The sequence below is a fragment of the Terracoccus luteus genome (assembly GCF_003635045.1).
GTDB lineage: Bacteria > Actinomycetota > Actinomycetes > Actinomycetales > Dermatophilaceae > Terracoccus > Terracoccus luteus.
Window position 1 is genome coordinate 528,696 of record NZ_RBXT01000001.1, and the last position, 21,943, is coordinate 550,638.

The 21,943-nt window shown below is 73.4% G+C and carries 18 protein-coding genes; 10 read left to right on the forward strand and 8 right to left on the reverse strand.

Translation table 11 applies throughout. The features are described from left to right. The first annotated feature begins 121 nt into the window (after positions 1 to 121). Positions 122 to 2,497 (forward strand): ComEC/Rec2 family competence protein, encoded by a 2,376-nt coding sequence (locus DFJ68_RS02565; RefSeq protein ID WP_121035013.1) that lies wholly within the window; start codon positions 122 to 124, stop codon positions 2,495 to 2,497. Positions 2,498 to 2,589: 92 nt separating this feature from the next. Here the strand turns inward: DFJ68_RS02565 and DFJ68_RS02570 are convergent, their stop codons facing one another. From DFJ68_RS02570 to DFJ68_RS02585, 4 genes are all read right to left on the reverse strand, one after another. After that, positions 2,590 to 3,396, reverse strand: a complete 807-nt coding sequence (locus DFJ68_RS02570; protein WP_338067395.1) for a DUF1295 domain-containing protein — start codon at positions 3,394 to 3,396, stop codon at positions 2,590 to 2,592. Then, positions 3,393 to 4,835, reverse strand: a complete 1,443-nt coding sequence (locus tag DFJ68_RS02575; RefSeq protein WP_121030752.1) for an SAM-dependent methyltransferase — start codon at positions 4,833 to 4,835, stop codon at positions 3,393 to 3,395. The genes DFJ68_RS02570 and DFJ68_RS02575 overlap by 4 nt, the downstream gene beginning before the upstream one ends. An 82-nt stretch (positions 4,836 to 4,917) precedes the next feature. Beyond that, positions 4,918 to 6,516, reverse strand: a complete 1,599-nt coding sequence (locus DFJ68_RS02580; RefSeq protein WP_121030754.1) for a gamma-glutamyltransferase — start codon at positions 6,514 to 6,516, stop codon at positions 4,918 to 4,920. A 257-nt stretch (positions 6,517 to 6,773) separates the two neighbouring features. Further along, positions 6,774 to 7,739 (reverse strand): LysR family transcriptional regulator, encoded by a 966-nt coding sequence (locus DFJ68_RS02585; protein ID WP_121030756.1) that lies wholly within the window; start codon positions 7,737 to 7,739, stop codon positions 6,774 to 6,776. Between the two features lie 44 nt (positions 7,740 to 7,783). Between DFJ68_RS02585 and DFJ68_RS02590 the strand changes: the two genes are divergently transcribed. Beyond that, on the forward strand, positions 7,784 to 8,761 hold the full coding sequence (locus tag DFJ68_RS02590; protein WP_211333439.1) for a Sir2 family NAD-dependent protein deacetylase: 978 nt from the start codon (positions 7,784 to 7,786) through the stop codon (positions 8,759 to 8,761). A gap of 140 nt (positions 8,762 to 8,901) precedes the next feature. Here the strand turns inward: DFJ68_RS02590 and lexA are convergent, their stop codons facing one another. Further along, positions 8,902 to 9,630 carry a transcriptional repressor LexA gene (gene lexA, locus DFJ68_RS02595; protein ID WP_121030758.1) on the reverse strand — a complete coding sequence of 243 codons (729 nt, stop codon included), beginning with the start codon at positions 9,628 to 9,630 and terminating at the stop codon, positions 8,902 to 8,904. Between the two features lie 288 nt (positions 9,631 to 9,918). Between lexA and DFJ68_RS02600 the strand changes: the two genes are divergently transcribed. From DFJ68_RS02600 to DFJ68_RS02625, 6 genes are all read left to right on the forward strand, one after another. Further along, entirely contained in the window at positions 9,919 to 10,374 is a 456-nt protein-coding gene (locus DFJ68_RS02600) for a LysM peptidoglycan-binding domain-containing protein (protein WP_121030760.1), read from the forward strand. A 288-nt stretch (positions 10,375 to 10,662) separates the two neighbouring features. Next, entirely contained in the window at positions 10,663 to 10,998 is a 336-nt protein-coding gene (locus tag DFJ68_RS02605; protein ID WP_147431497.1) for a hypothetical protein, read from the forward strand. After that, the gene (locus DFJ68_RS02610) at positions 10,995 to 12,692 is read left to right on the forward strand and encodes an alpha/beta hydrolase (protein ID WP_121030768.1); all 1,698 of its coding nucleotides are present in this window, start codon (positions 10,995 to 10,997) and stop codon (positions 12,690 to 12,692) included. The genes DFJ68_RS02605 and DFJ68_RS02610 overlap by 4 nt, the downstream gene beginning before the upstream one ends. 484 nt (positions 12,693 to 13,176) lie before the next feature. Then, on the forward strand, positions 13,177 to 13,674 hold the full coding sequence (gene nrdR / locus DFJ68_RS02615) for a transcriptional regulator NrdR (protein WP_121030770.1): 498 nt from the start codon (positions 13,177 to 13,179) through the stop codon (positions 13,672 to 13,674). A gap of 215 nt (positions 13,675 to 13,889) precedes the next feature. Continuing rightward, positions 13,890 to 16,823 (forward strand): vitamin B12-dependent ribonucleotide reductase, encoded by a 2,934-nt coding sequence (locus DFJ68_RS02620; RefSeq protein ID WP_121030772.1) that lies wholly within the window; start codon positions 13,890 to 13,892, stop codon positions 16,821 to 16,823. Between the two features lie 127 nt (positions 16,824 to 16,950). Next, entirely contained in the window at positions 16,951 to 17,871 is a 921-nt protein-coding gene (locus DFJ68_RS02625) for an HNH endonuclease (RefSeq protein ID WP_245963411.1), read from the forward strand. A gap of 171 nt (positions 17,872 to 18,042) precedes the next feature. Here DFJ68_RS02625 and DFJ68_RS18625 read toward each other — a convergent pair whose 3' ends face one another. Further along, positions 18,043 to 18,579: a CNNM domain-containing protein gene (locus DFJ68_RS18625; RefSeq protein ID WP_245963412.1), complete on the reverse strand. Its 537-nt coding sequence runs from the start codon at positions 18,577 to 18,579 to the stop codon at positions 18,043 to 18,045. A gap of 130 nt (positions 18,580 to 18,709) precedes the next feature. Next, positions 18,710 to 19,117, reverse strand: coding sequence for an LbetaH domain-containing protein (locus DFJ68_RS02635; protein WP_245963413.1), 408 nt, complete (start codon positions 19,115 to 19,117; stop codon positions 18,710 to 18,712). Between the two features lie 283 nt (positions 19,118 to 19,400). Between DFJ68_RS02635 and DFJ68_RS02640 the strand changes: the two genes are divergently transcribed. Further along, the gene (locus DFJ68_RS02640; protein ID WP_121030776.1) at positions 19,401 to 20,411 is read left to right on the forward strand and encodes an aldo/keto reductase family protein; all 1,011 of its coding nucleotides are present in this window, start codon (positions 19,401 to 19,403) and stop codon (positions 20,409 to 20,411) included. Between the two features lie 179 nt (positions 20,412 to 20,590). On the opposite strand, the gene DFJ68_RS02645 is transcribed toward DFJ68_RS02640, so the two are convergent. Continuing rightward, the gene (locus tag DFJ68_RS02645; protein ID WP_121030778.1) at positions 20,591 to 21,175 is read right to left on the reverse strand and encodes a MarR family winged helix-turn-helix transcriptional regulator; all 585 of its coding nucleotides are present in this window, start codon (positions 21,173 to 21,175) and stop codon (positions 20,591 to 20,593) included. An 89-nt stretch (positions 21,176 to 21,264) separates the two neighbouring features. On the opposite strand from DFJ68_RS02645, the gene DFJ68_RS02650 reads away from it, so the two are divergent. Continuing rightward, the gene (locus tag DFJ68_RS02650) at positions 21,265 to 21,906 is read left to right on the forward strand and encodes an FMN-dependent NADH-azoreductase (RefSeq protein ID WP_121030780.1); all 642 of its coding nucleotides are present in this window, start codon (positions 21,265 to 21,267) and stop codon (positions 21,904 to 21,906) included. Positions 21,907 to 21,943: the final 37 nt, after the last annotated feature.

The window sequence follows — 21,943 nt, forward strand, 5'->3', positions numbered from 1 at the left end:
GAGGGCCGTGGCCGGCGACCCGACCACGAGTGCGGGCGGGCCCGGCCCGGTCGGGTCACCCGCTCGCAGTGGTCGCGGCCGCGCCCGGCGCCGGTCCACGAGCACGACGGCCGCTCTCGACATGCGGCTGCTCCTCCCGGTCGCGGTGGCGTGGCCCGTCGTCGCGTTCTGGGCGCTGCTCGCCGAGCGGGTGGTCGTCGTCGCGACCGGGGCGGTCTGCGGCGCCGGTGCGCTCGTCCTGCTGCGCCGTTCGCGTCGGCCGGGTGCGGGCGCTGCGGCCGGGCGGCGCGTGGCCGGGCTGTTGGCCCTCGGTCTCGCGACCCTTGCGCTTCTGCTCGTCGCGGTGTCGGGCCACCGGGCGCTGCGGGCGACCGGTCCCGTCGACGAGCTGGCCGACGCGAGGGCGGTGGTGACGCTCCGGGCCGCGCTGGCCACCGAGCCACGCGTCATCGGGGGCGGGCCGTCCGAGGCGGGGGACACCGCCGCAGGGGGAGGAGGCCGGACGGCGCGCGCCCTCGTCGTCGTCGAGCTCGACGTCCACCGAGTGACCGGCCGAGGGCGCACGACGGACGTGTCGGTGCCCGTACTCGTCATCGGCGGCCCGGAGTGGGCGAGGCTGCACTGGCGCGACGAGGTCGAGGTCGTCGCGCGGCTCGGTCCGCCCGACCCTGGCGACCGGGTGGTGGCGGTGGCGAGCCCCCGCGGGAGCCCGCGACTGCTCGGTGGACCTCCCGCCGTCTTCGCCGCCGCCGACCACGTCCGCGAGCGGTTCCGTTCCGCGACGGAGCACCTCCCGGCCGACGCCCGGGGCCTCGTCCCGGCCCTCGTCGTCGGTGACACGACGGCCACTCCCGCCGACCTCACGGACGCCATGCTGACGACCGGGATGAGCCACCTCAGCGCGGTGTCGGGCAGCAACGTCACGATGGTCCTCGTCGCGGCGGTCGGCCTCTGCCGGTTGCTGGCCCTGCCGAGACGCTGGCGTCCGTGGGGTGCGGGCACGGCGCTCGCCGCCTTCGTCGTGCTGGCCAGACCAGAGCCGAGCGTCATCCGCGCCGCGGTCATGGGGGTGGTCGGGCTGCTCGCCCTGTCGACCTCCCGACGTCGGGCGGGGGTACCGGCGCTCGCCGGCGCCGTCGTCGTGCTGCTCGTGTACGACCCGTGGCTCTCCCGGTCGTACGGGTTCGCCCTGTCGTCGGTCGCGACGCTCGGGCTGCTGCTCTTCGCCGGTCCGTGGGCGACGGCGCTCGGGCGCGTGCTGCCCCGGCGGCTGCGCTGGCTCGGGGCGGTGCTCGCGGTGCCGGTCGCCGCCCAGGTCGTCTGCGCACCGGTCGTGGTGCCGCTGCAGGGGGCCGTCTCGATCGTCGCGGTGCTCGCCAACCTGCTGGCCGCCCCTCTCGTCGCGCCGACGACGATGGCCGGCGTCGCGGTGGCGCTGCTCTCGGTCGTGTCCGTCGGCCTCGCCGGCTGGCTGGCGTGGGCGGCGGCCGTGCCTGCCCTCGGCATCGCGTGGGTGGCGCGCACGTGCGCGACCGCCCCCTTCGCGACGCTCGCGTGGGGTGACTCGGCGCTGGCGGCCCTGGGGCTGGCCCTGCTCACCGCGGCCGCCGTCCTCGCGGCCCCGTGGGCCTGGCGACGGGCGCGGCTGCGCCCGCTCGTCGCCGGCGCGGTCGTCGTGACGACGACCGCGCTCGCCGTGCCCACCACGACCCTCGCGTGGCCCCCGCCGGGCTGGGTGGCGGTGGCCTGCGACGTCGGTCAGGGCGACGCCCTCGTGCTCGCGAACGGGCCCGGCCACGCCGTCGTCGTCGACGCCGGGCCCGACCCCCGCCTCGTCGACGGGTGTCTCGACCGGCTCGGCGTCGAGGTCGTCGACCTCGTCGTGCTCTCGCACTTCCACGCCGACCACGTCCGCGGCCTCGCCGGGGTGCTCGACGGGCGGGCGGTGCGAGCGGTGCGCGCCTCCACCGTCGACGACCCGCCCGGGGAGGCGCGCCAGGTGGCCCGCCTCGTGACGGATGCCGGCCTGCCCCTCGAGCGCCTACGCGCCGGTGACGACCTCGCCGTCGGCGGCGTGCGGGCGCACGTGTGGTGGCCCGCCCGGGAGATCGACGCCGGTTCGGTCGCCAACAACGCGTCCGTCGTGCTGACCGTTCACCTGGGTGGTGTCGGCCTGCTGCTGCTCGGCGACGTCGAGCGGGAGGCGGCCGGCGAGGTGGTCCGGGCGTTGGCGCGTGACCCCACGGGCTGGGCCGGCATCGACGTCGTCAAGGTGGCGCACCACGGGTCGAGCAACCGTGACGACCGACTCCTCGACGGCGCCCCCGGGCGGCTCGCGCTCGTCAGCGTCGGGGCCGACAACGACTACGGGCACCCGGCGCCGGCGACCCTGGACGCCTTGTCGCAGAGGGGTTTCCGCGTCCACCGCACCGACCTCGAGGGGGATCTGGCCGTCGTCGACGACGGGGACGGGCTACGCGTGGTCGCCTCCGGCTGACCCGGCCGGCTGACCCGGCCGGCTGACCCGGCCGGTGGGCCGGTGGTGGGCCGTGAGGGGCGCCCGGGCACCCGGCGCGACGGTGGCTGCCGTCAGCGCTGGCGCTGCTTGGGCGGCAGGGGGAGGAAGCCGCTCGTGCGGCGGACGTAGTCGGCATACTCGGGTCGCCGGTCGCCGATGTCCTTCTCCAGCAGCTTCTTCCCGGTACCGGCATAGAGGTTGACGACCATCGCCACGGGGGACAGCACGGTGAGCACCCCCGGCCAGGCGCTGGCCGCGACGAGCCACAGACCGGTCCACACGCAGGCGTCGCCGAAGTAGTTGGGGTGGCGGGTGTAGCGCCACAGGCCGGTGTCGAGCACCTTGCCCTTGTTGCCGGGGTCGGCCCGGAAGCGCGAGAGCTGCAGGTCCCCGACCGCCTCGAAGACGAAGCCGACCGCCCAGAGCAGGACCCCGAGTGCCATCACCGCCGACCAGCCGCCGGTGACGACCATCGCGACCTGCACCGGGAGGGAGACGAACCACATGATCAGGCCCTGGGGCACGTAGATGTGCAGCAGGGCGTACCGCGACGGGTCGCCCTCGGCCTTCTCGAGCATGGCGGCGTAGCGGGGGTCCTCACCCTTGCCGCGCGAGCGGTTGGCGATGTGCGCCGCGAGGCGCAGCCCCCATACGGCGACGAGGACGAGGGCCAGCCACCGGCGTCCGGAGTCTCCCGACCCCGAGAAGGCGGCGAACGCGGTCGCCGCGACGGCGACGAAGCCGAGACCCCACGCGACGTCCACTCCGGCGTGCTTGCCGCGGCGCACCCCGACGACGAAGGCGACGCCGAGCACGACGACCACGGCCAGCGACGTCAGCAGCAGGACGGGCACGAGCTCGGACAGCACGTCGCTCACCAGGCCCGGACGGACGGCATCCCGCTGCGACCGTCGCGCGTCGGACGCACCATAAGCATCTGGTCGACGCCCATCCGGCCCTCCTCGAACGCGAGCGCGCCGCCGACGAGGTAGAGGCGCCAGACGCGCCCCACCTCCTCGCCGACGAGGTCGAGCACCCGCGGCCAGTTGGACTCGAACGTGTCGTACCAGGCGTTCACCGTGCGCACGTAGTGCTCGCGCATCCCGTGCACGTCGCGCATCTCGAGACCGGCCCGCTCGAACATCGCGACGGTCTCGCCGACCGGCCGCATGTGCATGTCGGGGGCGATGAAGGCCTCGATGAAGGGGCCGCCACCGGGCCGCGTCGTCCGCGACATCTGCTGTACGAGGGCCCGGCCCCCGGGTCGCAGCAGGTCGTGGATGCCGCGGGCGTACGTCGGGTAGTTCGCCTGACCGACGTGCTCGCCCATCTCGATCGAGCTGATCGTGTCGAACGGGCCGTCCGGCACGTCGCGGTAGTCCTGCAGCCGGATCTCGACCCGGTCCTGCAGCCCGCGCTCGCGGACGCGCTCGTCGATGAAGGCCTTCTGCTCGGCGCTGATCGTCACCCCGACGACGCTCGCGCCGTAGTGCTCGGCGGCCCACAGCGACAACGACCCCCAGCCGCAGCCGATGTCGAGGTGGCGCCCGCCAGGCTCGATGCCGAGCTTGCGGCAGACGAGGTCGAGCTTGTCGCGCTGGGCGTCGCCGACGGTGTAGTCCGGCTCGTCGCTCGTCCAGTAGCCGCACGAGTACGCCATCGTCGGGTCGAGGATGAGCGAGTAGAACTCGTTGCTGAGGTCGTAGTGGTGCGAGATCGCGTCGCGGTCACGGGTCAGCGTGTGCAGCCTCCCGCGCAGCCGGGCCTGGCTCGACGGGGGAGCCGGGGGCAGCCCGACGGCGCCGAGGTCGCGGGCCGCCCGCACGCCGTCGAGCAGCAGCGGCAGTCTGCGGGCCGTAGCGGAGACGCCCGCGGTGACACCAGCGGCGCCACCCAGTCCGGTCCTCCCCACGCCTTCGCTGGTACCGGCCGACAGGGCGCGGGCGCGTTTCCACACCCGACGGAAGCCGTCGAGCAGGTCACCCTCGACGTCGATCTCACCCGTCACGTACGCCTGGGCGAGGCCGAGCTCACCGGGGTGGAAGACGAGGCGGCGCAGCGCGGCGGCGTCACGCACGACCACCGTCGGCGCGTCTGCCGGGCCGTACACGCTGCCGTCCCACGCCCGCAGGCGCAGCGGCAGGTCACCGCCGAACAGCGGCTCGACGAGGCCGGCGAGGCGCGCGGCGACGCCGTCGGCGCCCGCCCGCCCAGCGGCATCCGGGCGCTGGTCAGTCAGGCCCGTCGGGACGTGCTGTGCGGTCCCGGCCGGCTCGGCGCCCGTCGAGTCGGTGCCCTGGCGTGCGGTGGTCGTCATGTCGTGCTCCTCGGGTGTCGGCTGCGGTCGTCGGTTCGCCGCGGACCCCCGGCGCGGATGGGGGCGGCGTCGGTGTCACGGGTCACGCGGGGGAGATCCCGACGGCGGCCTCGCGTCGGCCGTCGCCGGCGGCGACGAGACCGAGGTCGGACAGCTGGGCCGCCCCCACCCCGCCGAAGTACATGTGCGGGCCCGGGTAGCCGTGGGCCTCGAGACCGAGCGCGCGCGCTGCCTGCGCGATGGCCGGGTCCGGCTCGTGGTCGACGCGGGCCCGGCCGAGGAGGGGACCAGTCCCGCCGGCCTCGCCACCCTCGCCCTCGCCCTCGGCGGCGTCGGCGTCGGCGTCGTCGAGGAAGCGCACGTGCGCTCGTGGCGCGTCAATCGCGGGCTGGAGGTCCTCGCCGGCGAGCAGCGAGCGACCCAGTACCTGCATGAGCGCGGTCGTGATGCGGTCGGCGCCGGGAGAGCCGACGGCGAGCGCCCCTCCCGCGGCGCTGCGGGCGGTCGTCGGCGCCATGTTCGAGGCGAGCCGGGTGCCCGGCGCGACGGCGTGCAGCCCGAGCCGGTTGAGCTCGGGCTCGCCGAGGGCGTTGTTGAGCAGGATGCCGGTACCGGGCACGACCATGCCGGCCCCGTAGCCCGAGGACATCGTGATGGCGCACGCCGTGCCCTCGTCGTCGACGACGGACACGTGGGCCGTCGAGGCGGAGGTGGGCAGCCCGGCGAGGCCATGGCGCTCGACCGCCTCGAGCAGCGCGGTGCCGTCGGCGAGCAGGTCGTGGCTGCGGTCGTGCACCGACAGCCGGTAGGCGAGCACGCGTCGCTGCACGTCGATGACGTCGGGCCACGACCAGACGCCGGTCGACCGGGCCGACAGCTCGCCGAGCATCGCGGCGAGCATCGGCCCCCCGACCGACGGGGGCGGGTTGAGGGCGACCGTCCAGCCGCCGAGCGGCCGCAGCGTCGGGGTCCGCACGACCGCTTCGTAGCCGGCGAGGTCGGCCGCGGTGACGAGGCCGTCGTGGGCGGCCATGTCCTCGACCATGACCCGGCCCACGGCGCCGGTGGTGAACAGCGACGGTCCCTGCGCGGCGAGCAGGTCGAGGATGTCGGCGAGGTCGGTGTTGAGCGAGGTCTCGCCCGGCTGCAGCGCGCCGCCGTCCGCCCCCGTGACGAGGGCGTGGGCCTCCGGGTCGGCGCCGAAGAGCGCGTCGCGCACGATGCCGAGGTAGAGCGCGGCCGCCGCCCCCACCCGGTAGCCGTCGCGGCAGGCGCGGGCCGCGGGCTCGACGAGGCGGCGCCACGGCAGCACGCCGGCCCGGTCACGGGCGAGGGCCAGCGCCTGCACCGCGCCGGACGTCGCGACCGACCCGTGGCCCGCCCCCATGGTGACGCCGCCGCCGTAGTCGGTGCGCACGTGCCGCACCCCCTGCCCGAACCGGGAGGTGGGCAGGCCGCGGCCGGGCATCTCGACGTTGCCGTCGACCACCCACGGGTCGTCGCCGGCGGGCCATACGTTGACGAAGGCGCCGCCCATCATGCTGACGACACCGGGCTCGGTGCTCATCGCGACCAGCGCCGCGGCGACGGCGGCGTCGACGGCCGTGCCGCCGTCCTGCGCCACCTCGAGCGCCGCGTCGCGCGCGGCCTCACCGGTGGCGGCGACCGCGACGCGGTTCACCGTCGCCCGACCGGATGCCGGTGGGCCACCGAGGCGCCCGTCGTGACGCCCGTCGTGACGTCCGGCGCCGGGCCAGGGGCTGGCGCGACGGCCCACCGTCGGTCCGGGTCGGGCGGGCCGGGGTGGCGGGGCAGGTCGGCCATGGCACCACCGTATTGGTCGAGGGCCACTCGCGACGGGAGCGGTCGGGTGGGCCGTCGGCAGGTCGCCGCCATCCCCGCCCTCGCCGGGTGGACGGGCGCGGTGGGAGCGCCCGGTCAGCCGGTGACGAGCGCGGGCGCCTCGGCGCCGGACGCCTGCGTGCGGCTCGAGCCGGCCGCCGCCCGGGCGGCCTCGCACAGGGCCTGCAGGGCGGCGCCGACCGCAGGGACCCGCTGCAGGTCGGGGGTGGTCACGGCGAGGATCTGGCGACGCGACGGCGGTGAGAGGGGCAGCGACACGACGTCGTCGTGCTTCGCCGCGCCGAGGATGATGTCGGGCACGAGGGCGACCCCGAGACCGGCGCTGACGAGCCCGATCTGCGCGACGTAGTCCTCCGTCTCGAACGCGACGTTCGGGGTGAAGCCCACGCCGGTGGCGAGCGAGAGCAGGTAGCCGCGACAGCGCGGACACCCGGCGATCCATTCCTCGTCGGCGAAGTCCGCCATCGAGGCGGTCCCTGCGTCGGCCAGCGGGTGCGCGCGGGGCACGACGAGGCGCACCTCGTCGTCGAGCAGGTGCCGGGTGACGAGCAGCGACAGGTCCTCCTCGAGCTCGCCGAGGTCCTGTCCCTCGTAGGCGAAGACGACGGCGATGTCGCAGTCGCCGGCCCGCAGCGCGGCGAGGGACTCCGGCGGCTCGGCCTCGGTGAAGGTCACGCTGATGTCGGGGTGGCGCGCCTTGACGATCGCGAGCGAGCGCGGCACGAGCGTCGCCGACGAGCTCGGGAAGGCCTGCAGCCGCACCCGACCGGCGCGCAGCCCGGCGATGGCGGTGATCTCCTCCTCGGCGGCGTCGAGGGCCGCGAGCACCCCGACGGCGTGGCGGGCGAGCACCCGACCGGCCTCCGTGAGGCGCACCTGCCGGCCGTAGCGCTCGACGAGCACCGTGCCGGTGCGCTGCTCGAGCCGGCGCACCATCTGCGAGATCGCCGGCTGGGTGAACCCGAGGGCGTTGGCGGCGCTCGTGAAGCTGCCCTCGTCGGCGATGGCCTTCATGACCCGGAGGCCGGCAGCGTCGATCATGCCCCGATCATAACAACCACTTATGGATGCCGGTCGCGGACGTCATGGTGAGACGCACGAGAACGTACGCTGGGACGGTGACGCAACCGCCCGGCATCCCCGCGCGTGGCGCCACCCGACTGGCCACGTCCCGCACGCTGCCCCTCGAGGTGAGCGACCTCGGCACCTTCGACGACCTCGTCGACCTCGTCAGCGGCGGTGGGGTCGTCGTCCTCTCCGGCGCCGGCCTGTCCACGGAGTCCGGCATCCCCGACTACCGCGGCCCCGACGGCACGCGCCGGGTCGAGCCCATGACGTACGGCGAGTTCGCCGGGTCGAGCGAGGCGCGGCGTCGGTACTGGGCCCGCAGCTACATCGGGTGGCAGCGGTTCAACGCCGCGGCACCGAACACCGGTCACCGTCGGGTCACCCAGCTGCAGCGGGCCGGCTTCGTCGGCCCGGTGATCACCCAGAACGTCGACGGACTGCACCAGGCCGCGGGCGCCCGGGACGTCATCGAGCTGCACGGCTCGCTGGACCGGGCGGTGTGCCTGACCTGCGGCGAGGTCACCTCGCGCATCGGCCTGCACGAGCGGATGACCCAGGGCAACCCCGGCTTCATGGACCGTTTCGCCGCGGCGGCGGAGGCGGTCGGGTCGCAGTGGGGTGAGCAGGTGCGCCCCGACGGCGACATCGTCCTGGCCGACGACCTCGTCGAGACCTTCCACCCGCCGCGCTGCCTCGTGTGCGGGCACGACACGGTCAAGCCGGACGTCGTCTTCTTCGGCGAGTCCGTGCCCCGCGAGGTCGTCGAGCGGTGCTTCTCCCTCGTCGAGCAGGCGCGGGCGTTGCTCGTGCTCGGGTCGTCGCTCGCCGTGATGAGTGGCTACCGCTTCGTGCGCCGGGCCCACCGCGAGGGGGTGCCGGTCGCCATCGTCACCCGGTCGGCGACGCGCGGCGACGCGGAGGCCAGCCTCCGGCTGCACGCGCCCCTCGGTGACACCCTCGACGCGCTCGTCGAGGCCCTGCACGTCGAGCCCTGACGCACGGACGCCCGCCCGACGGGAGGTCGGGCGGGCGTCTGCGTCGGTGGAGCTCTCGGTCGGTGCTCGGTCGGTGCTCGGTCGGTGCTCGGTCAGACCACGATCGTGCCCTCGGTCATGCCCTGGTCGTGCGTTCCCGGTCAGACCCGGCGCAGGACCGCCGTCACCTTGCCGAGGATGGTCGCGTCGTCACCGTCGATCGGTGAGAAGTCGGGGTTGTGCGGCAGCAGCCAGACGTGGCCGTCCTTGCGCTTGAACGTCTTGACCGTCGCCTCGTTGTCGAGCAGCGCCGCCACGATGTCACCGTTCTCGGCCGTCTGCTGCTGGTGCACGACGACCCAGTCACCGTCGCAGATGGCCGCGTCGACCATCGAGTCGCCGACCACCTTGAGCAGGAAGAGCGAGCCCTCGCCGACGAGCTGGCGGGGGAGCGGGAAGACGTCGTCGACGACCTCGTCGGCGAGGATCGGCGTGCCGGCCGCGATGCGACCGAGCACCGGGACGTACGTCGCCTGCGGACGCGCGTCACCCGAGCCGGTGTCGTCGGCGCCCGCCCCGTCCACGCTCGGCAGCGGCGCGCCCGGCGAACCCGAGGCCGGGTGGCGGGCGGCGGAGGCGTCGGGGGAGACGACCTCGATGGCCCGGGGGCGGTTGGGGTCGCGGCGCAGGAAGCCCTTGCGCTCGAGGGCCGCCAGCTGGTGGGAGACGCTCGAGGGACTGGCCAGGCCCACGGCCTCGCCGATCTCGCGCATGCTCGGCGGATACCCGCGACGGTCGACGGAGTTGCGGATCACCTCGAGCACCCGACGCTGACGCACCGTGAGGCCGTCACCCCGGTCGCGGTCGGGCAGCTCGGTCACGTCAGCCATGGTGTCCCCTTCGTCGGTCTGCGCCGCTGCGAGAGGCCCTCTCGGGACCCACTGTCAGTGGTGACTGGTGTGGTTGGTGATGTGAGAGCAGCGTACGAGGTTCGAACACACATGCCAAACATCCGTTCGAGGCGTGTCTCGACTTTGTCGGGCCACCGTGCTAGAAATCGTACAGACGTTCTATCGAACACGTGTCCCGACGATCCACAGGGCGCGCGGACACCGCTCTCGACCGAACCGACCGACCAGGCCGACCTCCTCACCGGGGGCCGGAACGAGGAGGACACCATGGGCGCCACCGTCCTGAGCTTCGCCGACCCGAGCCCCGTCACCCCGGCCCGCGCCGTCGGCGCCGCACACCCGTCCGCCGACCCGACCCACCCGGCGTACGGCCGCCCCGGCCGGCCTCGGCTCGTCTCACTGCCCACCGGGGCCGACGCCCTGGGGCGGGTCCGCCGCGCGCGGCCGGTGCTGCGCATCACCCGGCTCGGGCGCCTCGTCCTCGTCACCGGGACCCTCGCCGTCGTCATCGCCCTGAGCGTCGGGCTGGCCGGCCAGCTGGCGTCGGCCGGTGGCGAGTCCCGTCCGGTCATCGTCAGGTCCGGTGAGACGCTCTCGCAGATCGCCGCGCGTGAGCTGCCCGACCTGGCCGTCCGTGACGGCGTCGTCGCGCTCCAGCTGCAGAACTCCCTCGCGAGCGACCAGGTCAGCGCCGGTCAGCAGCTGCTCGTGCCCACGCCCTGACCTGTCCTCGAGTCGTCCCTGACCGGTCCCCGACCCGTCCCGCGAGCCCACCGGGCGCGGGGCCTCAGACCGCCGCACGACCTCGTCCTGCGGCTGGTGCATTCGGCGCCTCGACCCCGCCGACCGCACCCGGACGCCGCACCTCGCCACCGGGGTGCGGCGTCCTCCCGTCGTCCGCCCCTGTCGTCCTCCGCTGCCGTCTTTGTCCGTCGTCACGCCTGTGGACGGCTGCCGACGTCGGTGTCGTCGGTCGCCCTACCCTCGCCACGGGGGCAGGGAGAAGGAGCGATGCGGTACGAAGTGGAGCCCGGTGACCTCCGGGCCGAGGCGGCCGGGCTCGGCGAGACGAGCGGAGCCCTCCGAGCGGTCGACCTCAGCGGCGTCTGGGCCGTCGTCACCCGGGCGATCCCGGCGGGCACGACCGCCCGGGCGGTCCCGGGCGTGGCCGCAACATGGGCCGACGAGCTGGCGTCGGCCCGGTACGCGCTGACCCGGCTGGGCACCCATCTCTCGTGCGCCGGCTCCGGCTACGACGCCGTCGAGGGGTCCACGGCGGCGCTCCTGACCGGACCGTTGGGGGGTGCCTCCGACGGGACGGCGCCGCCCGTGACGCAGGCCTCATGACCTGGGACGCCGCGGCGGTGGGGCGGCTCGGCGTCGAGGCGGTCGAGCAGGCCGGCGCCGACCTCGAGCGTCAGCGGGCCCGTCTCGTCGAGGTCGCGGCGGCCCTCGTCTGGCGGCGGGCCGCCCGCCACACCTGGCGAGGTCCCGCCGCCGACGAGGCGGCTCGTCGGTATGTCGAGGCCACTGCGCACGTCACGGCCCTCGCCGGCCGTCTCGGCGCGAGCGCCCAGGCCCTCGCGGCGGCGGTGCCGAGCCTGAGGTCGGCGCGCGACCTCGTCCGCCGGGCCGACGACCGCTGCGCCCAGGTCGGGGGCCGCCTCACGCAGGCGGGCCGCTACGTGCCCCCACCGCCGACGCCGGCGGCCGCCGACCCGGTGGTCGCCGCCCACCGGGCCCGGCTCGACGCGGTGGTGACCGCCGAGGTCGACGCGCTGGTGCGCCGGGCCGTCGACGTCGCCGACACGGCCGACCGAGCCCTGTCCCGCGCTCTGACGTCCGCGGCGTCGGGTCGCTCGCTGGCGGCGTGGCTGACCACCACCTCGCCACCCGCACCGCCGCCGCCGGTCGCGGCGGTCACGGGCGCGCAGGACGCCTTCCGGGCGGCGGCCTGGTGGCGGTCGCTGACCTGGTCGCAGCGCGAGGATGCAGTCCGCCTCCATCCCGAGTGGGTCGGCCCCCGAGACGGCGTCCCCGCCTGGGCCCGGCACGAGGCCAACCTCGTGCTCCTGTCGCGGCTCGAGGCCGAGCAACGGGCGCGCCTGCAGGCCGTGTCGTGGTGGGACGTCGACGGTCGGCAGGAGGCGCAGGAGGCCCTCGACGACTTGCTCACCGTCCGCACCGTCCTGGGCCGGGCGTTGGGCGGGGAACGTCGCCGCCTGCTGCTCGTGCAGGCCCCGTACGGGCGGGTCAGGGCCGTCCTCGCCGTCGGAGACGTCGACGGCGACCCGCACGTCGCGACGCTCGTCGGCGGGCTCGCGACCTCGGTGCGGGGCGACGCGCTGCGCCTCGACGACACCGCCGTCCGCCTGCGCTTGCAGGCGGGAACGGGCAACGGCGCCCTGGCCGTCGTCACCTGGATCGGCTACGACGCCCCCCGCTGGCGCGACCTCACCGACACCCGGGGGACCGTCCTCTCGCCCGTCCGGGCGCGGGAGTCGGCCGACGAGCTCGCCGCCTTCTCGGCGGGCATGACCGCGGCACGTGACGACCCCGTCCACCAGACCGTGCTCGGGCACTCGTACGGCTCGGTCGTCACGGGGACGGCGCTCCTGCAGCCGCACACGCTCGACGACGCCGTCGTCTTCGGCTCCCCGGGGGTGCCGTTCACCGACGTCGCGCAGACCGGTCTGCGCCCGGGAGGCCTCAACGTGCTGGCAGCCGCGCGTGACGGCGTGGCCACCCAGATGACGGCCGTCCTCGGCACCGACCCCACCGACGTCGCCGGCATCGCCTGGCTCTCCGCGGCCGCCCTCAAGACGACGGTCGGCTCGACCAACGGACGCCCCGTCACGACCACGGCCTCGACCGGTCACTCCCAGTACCTGACGGCGGGCACGACGAGCGAGCGAAACATCGCCGCCGTCGCCGCCGGGAGGCGAGACCGCGTCGTCGTCGCCGGGCCCAGGGAGCGCCGACGTCACCCGCGCTGGAGCGATGCCGACCCCTTCCAGCCCCAGCCCCGCGACCTGCCGTGACCTCCGCCCGGCCGGCCGGTCGACGCCAGATGCGGGATGCCGGGTCGCCGGCCACCCCAACATGTGGCGTCGGTGGCCCCGTCCGGTGGTCTGAGCAGGTGCGACACGCCCGGCCGCACCGACGCGCGGAGGCGACCGTCCGGCATCCGGAGAGGGTGTTTGCGCACGTCAGCGGCGTGGGGGCCACCAGGGGGCGGGGCGACGCCACCGCGGCCCTTGCGGGTCGTCGGTGCTGGTGCTTACAGTTACCCCAACATCTAGTAGTTACACAGGTGTAAGTCGTCCACATGTAGTCCCCAGCGTGACCGGGGTTACCCACACGCCGTCCCCACCTCATCCCCAACTTCGTCCCCAGCCCCCACCGCGCGGTCCGCCGTCGGGAGGGCCCGCGGGCGGTCCGGGGACGGGCATGCGGCGGCGTGCGTGGGCGTTGACCATGGTGCCGCACGTGCGCGCCCACCCGGCATGAGAAAGGGAGTGCCCCATGCACTGTCCGTTCTGTCGGCACACCGACTCCCGGGTCATCGACTCACGCACGACCGACGACGGTGCCTGCATCCGCCGGCGCCGTCAGTGCCCCGAGTGCAACCGCCGCTTCACGACGCTCGAGACCTCGAGCCTGAGCGTCGTCAAGCGCTCGGGCGCGAGCGAGCCGTTCAGCCGGGCCAAGGTCCTGTCGGGGGTGCGCAAGGCGTGCCAGGGCCGTCCGGTCAGCGAGGACGACCTGGCCCTGCTCGCGCAGCGCGTCGAGGAGGCCATCCGCGGTCAGGGCAACGCCGAGATCGAGGCGCACGAGGTCGGTATGGCCGTCCTCGAGCCGTTGCGCGAGCTCGACGAGGTGGCCTACCTCCGGTTCGCCAGCGTCTACCAGGCGTGGGGCAGCCTCGAGGACTTCGAGGGGGCGATCGCGGTGCTGCGCGCCGAGCGGGACGCCCTCGGGCAGGAGCCACCGGTACGCACCCAGCCCAGACCGGTGCCCTGACCAGCGCCCTGACCACCGTCAGGTGCGCCTAGGCAGGGGCCACTGTCAGACCCCGACGCGAGACTGGGGCCCTGACCGGTCGCGGGTGGGAGACCACGAGCACGACCCAGCACGACCCAGCACGGCACGAGCACGGCGCACCACGTACGCAGCATCAGAAGCAGACAGCAGCAGCACGGCACGAGCAGAAACGAACGGTCAGGGAGGCCGCAGACATGACGGAGATCGGTAACCGGAGCTCACGCTCCTCGAAGGCGGGCACGAACGGCGCCGCCCGCAAGGGCGTGCACATCGAGCGCATCTACACCACGCCCGGCGTGCACCCCTACGACGAGGTGACCTGGGAGAATCGCGACGTCGTCCAGCAGAACTGGAAGACGGGCGAGACGATCTTCGAGCAGCGCGGGGTCGAGTACCCCGACTTCTGGTCCGTCAACGCGAGCACCATCGTCACGACGAAGTACTTCCGCGGTGCCCTCGGCAGCGACAAGCGCGAGACCGGCCTCAAGCAGCTCATCGACCGCGTCGTGCTCACCTACGCCGCCGCCGGCAAGAGCAACGGCTACTTCGCCACGGCCGACGACGCCGAGATCTTCGAGCACGAGCTGACCTACGCCCTGCTGCACCAGGTGTTCTCGTTCAACTCCCCGGTCTGGTTCAACGTCGGCACGAACAGCCCGCAGCAGGTCTCTGCGTGCTTCATCCTCGCCGTCGACGACTCGATGGACTCCATCCTCAACTGGTACAAGGAGGAGGGGAAGATCTTCCAGGGCGGCTCGGGCGCCGGGCTGAACCTGTCGCGCATCCGCTCGTCCAAGGAGCTGCTGTCCTCGGGCGGCACCGCCTCCGGGCCGGTCTCGTTCATGCGCGGCGCCGACGCGTCCGCCGGCACCATCAAGAGCGGTGGCGCCACGCGCCGGGCCGCGAAGATGGTCGTCCTCGACGTCGACCACCCCGACATCGAGGAGTTCGTCGAGACGAAGGCGCGCGAGGAGGACAAGATCCGCGCCCTGCGCGACGCCGGCTTCGACATGGACCTCGGCGGCAAGGACATCGTCTCGGTCCAGTACCAGAACGCCAACAACTCGGTCCGGGTCAACGACGAGTTCATGAAGGCCGTCGAGGGCGGCACGGAGTTCGGCCTGCGCTCGCGCCTCGACGGTTCGGTCATCGAGACCGTCGACGCCCGTGGGCTGTTCGCGAAGATCGCGAAGGCCGCGTGGGAGTGCGCCGACCCCGGCATCCAGTACGACGACACGATCAACGCGTGGCACACGAACCCGGAGACGGGCCGCATCACCGCCTCGAACCCGTGCTCCGAGTACATGTCGCTGGACAACAGCTCGTGCAACCTCGCCTCGCTCAACCTCCTGAAGTTCCTGCGGGACGACGACACGTTCGACGGCGTCACGTTCCAGAAGGTCGTCGAGCTCGTCATCACCGCGATGGACATCTCGATCTGCTTCGCCGACTTCCCGACCGAGGCCATCGGCCAGACGACCCGCGACTACCGCCAGCTCGGCATCGGCTACGCCAACCTCGGCGCCCTGCTCATGGCCACCGGCCACGGCTACGACTCCGAGGGCGGGCGCAGCCTCGCCGCGAGCATCACCTCGCTCCTCACCGGCGCCGCCTACAAGCGCTCGGCCGAGATGGCCGGTGTCGTCGGCGCCTACGCCGGCTACGCCCGCAACGCCGACGCCCACCAGCGCGTCATGCGCAAGCACCAGGCGGCCAACGACGACATCCGCACCCTCGACGCGATGGACGGCGACATCCACCGCCTCGCCACCAAGGCGTGGGACGACGTCGTCAAGGTCGGCGCCCAGCACGGCTACCGCAACGCCCAGGCCTCGGTGCTCGCGCCGACCGGCACCATCGGCTTCATGATGGACTGCGACACCACCGGCATCGAGCCCGACTTCTCGCTCGTGAAGTTCAAGAAGCTCGTCGGTGGCGGCTCGATGCAGATCGTCAACCTCACCATCCCGCGTGCCCTCAAGAAGCTCGGCTACCAGCAGGAGTCGATCGAGGCGATCGTCGAGTACATCGCCGACAAGGGCCACGTCATCGACGCGCCCGGCCTCAAGCCGGAGCACTACGAGGTCTTCGACACCGCCATGGGCGCGCGCTCGATCTCGGCCATGGGCCACGTGCGGATGATGGCCGCGACCCAGCCGTTCCTCTCGGGCGCCATCAGCAAGACGGTCAACCTCCCCGAGGACGCCACGGTCGACGAGATCCAGGACGTCTACCTGCAGGGCTGGAAGCTCGGCCTCAAGGCGCTCGCGGTCTACCGCGACAACTGCAAGGTCGGTCAGCCGCTGTCCGACGGTGGCTCGACCGCCAAGGACAAGAAGGACGCCGCCGACACCGCGGCCGCCGAGGTCAAGGTCGAGAAGGTCATCGAGTACCGCCCCGTCCGTCGCCGCCTGCCCAAGCGCCGCGCGTCGCAGACGACCTCGTTCGCGGTCGGTGGCGCCGAGGGTTACCTCACCGCCGGCACGTACGACGACGCCCAGCTCGGCGAGATCTTCCTCAAGTTCGGCAAGCAGGGCTCGACGCTCGCCGGTGTCATGGACGCCTTCTCCATCGCGGTGTCCATCGGCCTGCAGTACGGCGTGCCGCTCGAGACGTTCGTCGAGAAGTTCACCAACCTGCGCTTCGAGCCGGCCGGGCTGACCGACGACCCCGACGTGCGGATGGCGCAGTCGATCATGGACTACGTCTTCCGCCGCCTGGCGCTCGACTACCTCGACTTCGACACCCGCTCGTTCATGGGCATCCACACCGCCGAGGAGCGGGCGCGCCAGCTCGAGACGGGCAGCTACGAGGCCGACACCGACGACGACGAGGACATCGAGGACGAGCTGAGCTCGCTCCAGCAGTCGGCCCCTGTCGCCAAGAAGGCGCCGGAGCCGGCCAAGAGCGAGAAGCACGAGCTCGACGCGGATGCCGTGAAGTCGGGTGCGGGGGCGGCCTCGGCCCGCGAGATCTCGGGTGACGTGCACAGCTCGGCCGAGCTGCTCGAGCGTTTCGGTGGCATCAAGGCCGACGCCCCGATGTGCATGACCTGCGGGACGAAGATGCGCCCGGCCGGGTCCTGCTACGTCTGCGAGGGCTGCGGCAGCACGAGCGGCTGCAGCTGACCGGTGACGCACCCCGGGCCGTGACCACGGCCTGACGACGGGGCCCGGACGGATTCGATCCGTCCGGGCCCCGTCGCGTGTCCGGCTCAGGTCGCGCCCTTTCGGGCTGCGATGAGAAGCTCGACGGGTGGCGACGACCTGGGGTGCTGAGCTCGACCGGAAGCTGCGGGACGAGGCGATGCGCTGGTTGGCGGCACGGACGAACGACGGTGCCGACTCGATCCGGTCGGAGGCCTTGCGCGAGTTCCGCTTCCGCGGTGAACCGTTCGCGCTCATGGACATGCAGCGGGGCATCCGCAAGCCGGCCGTCCTCGACGCGGCGCTGTCCTTCCGAACGGTCTATCGCCCGGACGGCGCCGAGCGGCCGTACGACGACGGCGTCGGGCTAGCGGACGGGCTCATCCGCTACAAGTACCGGGGAGAGGATCCGCAGCACCCTGAGAACGCCGGTCTCCGCGCGGCCATGGCGAGAAGGCTTCCGCTCATCTGGTTCTTCGGGGTCGGCCCCGGTGTCTACCTGCCCACCTTCCCGGTCTTCGTGGTGAAGGAGGAACGGCACGAGCTGCAGTTCGTCGTCGACGCCGTCACTCACGGCGACATCGACCTGGCGAGCGGGCTCGAGCGAAACCTGAAGCGGTACATCACCGTCGAGACCCGGCGACGGCTCCACCAGCCCATCTTCCGTGCCACGGTCATCCGCGCGTACGGAACCCGGTGTGCCGTCTGCGCGCTCGGCCACACACGTCTGCTCGACGCCGCCCACATCGTCCCGGACCGGGACGAGCGGGGTGTGGCCGAGGTGCGAAACGGTTTGGCCCTGTGCAAGATCCATCACGCTGCACTCGACGCGCACATCCTGGGGGTCCGTCCGGACCTCGTCGTCGAGATCCGACAGGACCTGCTCGAGGAGGTCGATGGCCCGATGCTGCGGCACGGACTCCAGGACCGTCATCGGCAGAAGCTCATGGTCCTTCCCGCACGTCGCGACGAGCGACCCGACCCCGGCCTGCTGGAGATCGCCTACGACGCCTTCCGCGCCTCCGCCTGAGCGGTCATTGCGCTGGCCGCACAGCACGTGCATGGGCGCGCCCCGGTCAGCCGGTCGTCGGTGCGTCCCAGTCCCGGTACTCGACGCGGTGGCCGTCGCCGAGCTCGGCCTGCAACCACAGGGCCAGTGCTCGGCCACGGCGGCGCCAGGCCTCGTGGGCGGCGTCATCGACTACGGCATAGCGCCGCTCGCGCACGCCGAGCAGGTCCTCCCACTGCCTTCCCACGAGCGGAGGTCGTCCCGCAGCCCGGCCGAGATGGGCAGGTGGTCCAGGTCGACCATGCGGCCGTCGTCCCATACCGGGTCGGCGTGGTGGTCCGGGAACACCCGCAGCAGCAGCGGCGGCCGGGTCGGCGACGGGGTCACGCGTCGCGCGCAGTCTGCGTCCATCCCGCTCCCGGGTCGCGCTCGTCGGCCACGGGCTCCAGATCCTCGAGGCGTACGCCGGTGATGGCGCGCGAGCGAGACGGCCGCCGTCGCCGACGCGAGGAAGCCGGCCAGCGTGATGCCGATCTGGATGGTGGCGGGGAAGCGGTTCGGGTCGCGCGCCAGCCGCACGAGCCGCAGCGACGTCGGGCTGCCCTCACGCTCCAGCTGCTTGATCTGACCCTCGCGCAGCGAGATCAGGGCCATCTCGCTGCCGGCGAACGCGGCGTTGAGGATGACGAGGACGACGACGAGGGCGATGTTGAAGCCGTAACCGGACACGGTTGCGAGGACCAACCTTCAGCGAGCGATCGTGAGGACGGGCGGGTGGACGGCGGCGGGCGAGCCTCCCGGGGGTAGCGCAGGACCCCCGCCGTGGCGGGGGTCCTGCGGTGGATGCCGGTGGGCCGGGTCAGGCGGCGCGCTGGCGGCCGGGGGTGGTGCGTACGACCGCGCCGTCGGCGACGGACTCGTCGTCGGGCACGCGGACGCCGTCCCAGAGGTGGGCCTTGGCCCCGACCTTCGCCCGCGCGCCGACCTTGGCGCCCCGGCCCACGACGGCACCGGGGGCGACGTGCGCGGCCGAGCCGACGACCGCTCCCGCGTAGACGACGGCGTCGTGGTCGACCCACGCACCGCTGTGGACCCGCGCCCCGGCCCCGACGACCGCGTCCCGGTCGACGTAGGCGTGCGGGGCGACGAACGCGGTGGCGTCGACGTGGGCGTGCGACTCGACGAACCCGCCGCCGTTCTCGTGACGGGCGTAGCGCAGCGTCGTGCCGTTGTCCTCGTCGAACTCCTCGTACTTGCGGCGCCTCACGGTGCATCCCTCCTGCATCGAAGCTGTGCGACCGGTACCCCGGCCGACACCTGTTTCAACGTTCACGTGAACGTCAAGATTCCGGACGGACCCGGTGTGCCCCAGCCCGTCACCCAGCCCAACGAGCGACCACGCCCGACCGGTTCCGCAGTCGGCGGGCGACGCGCGGTCCGCGGCTGTGACGGCGGCCACGTCCCGGCATCCGACGCCCGCCGACGCGGTGGTGCCGGTCCCGGGGGACGGCACCTGCGCGGCCGTCGGACGACCGGCATACGGTGGAGGGATGAACTTCCGATACCTCGGCAACAGCGGTCTCAAGATCTCCGAGATCACCTACGGCAACTGGCTCACCCACGGCTCCCAGGTCGAGAACGACGTCGCGACCCAGTGCGTGCGCGCCGCCCTCGACGCCGGCATCAGCACCTTCGACACGGCCGACGTCTACGCCAACACCAAGGCGGAGAGTGTCCTCGGCGACGCCCTCAAAGGCGAGCGGCGCGAGGGCCTCGAGATCTTCACCAAGGTCTACTGGCCCACCGGTCCGGGCGGCAAGAACGACGTCGGCCTCTCGCGCAAGCACATCATGGAGTCGATCGACGGGTCGCTGAAGCGCCTGCAGACCGACTACGTCGACCTCTACCAGGCCCACCGGTACGACACCGAGACGCCGCTCGAGGAGACGATGCAGGCCTTCGCCGACGTCGTGCGCCAGGGCAAGGCCCTCTACATCGGCGTCAGCGAGTGGACCGCCGACCAGATCCGCGAGGGTGTCGCCCTCGCCAAGGACCTTGGCGTCCAGCTCATCTCGAGCCAGCCGCAGTACTCGATGCTATGGCGCGTCATCGAGGACGAGGTCGTGCCCGCGTGCGAGGAGCTCGGCGTGAGCCAGATCGTGTGGAGCCCCATCGCCCAGGGCGTGCTCACCGGCAAGTACCAGCCGGGTCAGCAGCCGCCGGAGGGCTCGCGCGCCGCCGACGAGAAGGGCGGCGCCGACATGATCAAGCGGTTCATGAACGACGACACGCTGACCCGGGTGCAGGACCTCAAGCCGATCGCCGACGAGGCCGGCCTGACGATGGCCCAGCTCGCCATCGCGTGGGTGCTGCAGAACCGCAACGTCGCCGCCGCCCTCGTCGGGGCCTCGCGCCCCGAGCAGGTGGCCGACAACGTCAAGGCCGCGGGTGTCACGCTCGAGCCCGAGCTGATGACGAAGATCGACGAGGCCCTCGGCGGCATCGTCGAGCGCGACCCGGCCAAGACGGCCGAGACCGCGCCGAAGCAGCGCCCGGCCTGACCCACAGCGCGACGTCACGCGACGTCGCCTGACGCGACACCCGTCGGATGCCGTCCGGCCGCCTTCCACGTGAAGGCCGGCCGGGCGGCATCCGCCGTTCCGGGCCGAACCAGCCCTGGCGGGTGCAGCGGCCCCGATGCCCCGGCCCCAGCAGGTGTCGGGCGGTCGGGGGCGAGGGGTCAGCAGGCGTCGCCGGGAGACGCGCAGGGGTGGGACGCGGTGACGAGGTCGGGGGCCGGCGAGCTCGTGCGCAGGTCGAGGTCGAGGGCGCGCGCGAGGTCGGGCCCGGCGGCCGTGACGACGGCGCGTGACGCCTCGCCGAGGGCGGCGAGCTGCGCCGGCGTCAGGGCGTCGACGACGAGCCGGCGGGCCTCGGCCACGTGCCCGGGGGCGGTGGCCTGCAGCTTGGCCCACCCGGCATCCGTGAGCCACGCGTCGATGCGGCGACCACCGTCGGCGCTGGCCCGGCGCTGCACCCAGCCGAGGTTCTCGAGGCGGGCCACGGCGTGCGACAGGCGGCTGAGCGACCCGCGGGCGAGCAGCGCGATCTCCGACATCTGCAGGGTGCGGTCGGGGGAGGCCGAGAGGGCCACGAGCACGTGGTAGTCGAACATGTTCATGCCCGCGTCGCGCTTGAGCTGCAGGTCGAGGGCCGCCTGCAGGCTCGTCATCATGCCCATGAGCGACTTCCACTCGAGCTGCTGACCGGGGGTCAGCCAGTCGACGTCGGTGTCGTCCACCACGGCCTGTACGTGCTCGTCCATGACCCCATCGTACCCTCGACTTGAACTTTCAATACGCCTGGGCGTAGTCTCGACTTGAACATTCAAGCCGACCTCACCGGGAGTGCACCGTGAACATCCTCCGCATCGACGCCAGCATCCAGGGCACCAGCTCCGCCGGCAGCGCGCTGGCCGACCTCGTCGTCACCGAGGCGACGCAGGGCCGTCCGGACGCCACGGTCGTGCGCCGCCACCTCGCCGCCGAGCCGCTGCCCTCGACGGCGTGGGCCGACGCCGTCAGCGCCGGCTACGTCGCCGCCGAGCAGCGTACCCCGGCCCAGGTCGAGGCGCTCGCACTCGCCGGCTCCCTCGCCGACGAGCTGCGCGCCGCCGACGCGGCCGTGCTCGCCCTGCCGCTCTACAACTACGGCGTCTCGCAGCACGTCAAGATCTGGATGGACCTCGCCATCGCCGGCGCCCCGATGGGTGAGCGCCTGCTCGACGGCACCCCCGTCGTGCTCGTGGTGACCCGTGGCGGCGGCTACGGCCCGGGCACCCCCCGCGAGGGCTGGGACCACAACGTCGACTACGTGCGCCGCATCGTCGGCGACGTCTGGGGCGCCGAGCTCACGGTCGTCGAGCGCGAGCTGACCCTCGTCGGCGTCAACCCCGCCCTCGACGAGCTCGCCGAGCTCGGTGCCCTCGCCCGCAAGACCGCGGAGGAGGCGGCGATCGAGGCCGGCGCCGCGCTGGGGGAGCACCGCGCCGCCTGACCCGCCGCCTGACCCGACGGATGACCGCACCACCGCG

Bases quoted from the DNA above. Each gene is read 5' to 3' on its own strand.
- DFJ68_RS02565 (WP_121035013.1), top strand. From the start codon at position 122: ATGCGGCTGCTCCTCCCGGTCGCGGTGGCGTGGCCCGTCGTCGCGTTC.
- DFJ68_RS02575 (WP_121030752.1), bottom strand. From the start codon at position 4,835: ATGACGACCACCGCACGCCAGGGCACCGACTCGACGGGCGCCGAGCCG.
- DFJ68_RS02585 (WP_121030756.1), bottom strand. From the start codon at position 7,739: ATGATCGACGCTGCCGGCCTCCGGGTCATGAAGGCCATCGCCGACGAG.
- DFJ68_RS02590 (WP_211333439.1), top strand. From the start codon at position 7,784: ATGGTGAGACGCACGAGAACGTACGCTGGGACGGTGACGCAACCGCCC.
- lexA (WP_121030758.1), bottom strand. From the start codon at position 9,630: ATGGCTGACGTGACCGAGCTGCCCGACCGCGACCGGGGTGACGGCCTC.
- DFJ68_RS02600 (WP_121030760.1), top strand. From the start codon at position 9,919: ATGGGCGCCACCGTCCTGAGCTTCGCCGACCCGAGCCCCGTCACCCCG.
- DFJ68_RS02605 (WP_147431497.1), top strand. From the start codon at position 10,663: ATGCGGTACGAAGTGGAGCCCGGTGACCTCCGGGCCGAGGCGGCCGGG.
- DFJ68_RS02610 (WP_121030768.1), top strand. From the start codon at position 10,995: ATGACCTGGGACGCCGCGGCGGTGGGGCGGCTCGGCGTCGAGGCGGTC.
- nrdR (WP_121030770.1), top strand. From the start codon at position 13,177: ATGCACTGTCCGTTCTGTCGGCACACCGACTCCCGGGTCATCGACTCA.
- DFJ68_RS02620 (WP_121030772.1), top strand. From the start codon at position 13,890: ATGACGGAGATCGGTAACCGGAGCTCACGCTCCTCGAAGGCGGGCACG.
- DFJ68_RS02640 (WP_121030776.1), top strand. From the start codon at position 19,401: ATGAACTTCCGATACCTCGGCAACAGCGGTCTCAAGATCTCCGAGATC.
- DFJ68_RS02645 (WP_121030778.1), bottom strand. From the start codon at position 21,175: ATGGACGAGCACGTACAGGCCGTGGTGGACGACACCGACGTCGACTGG.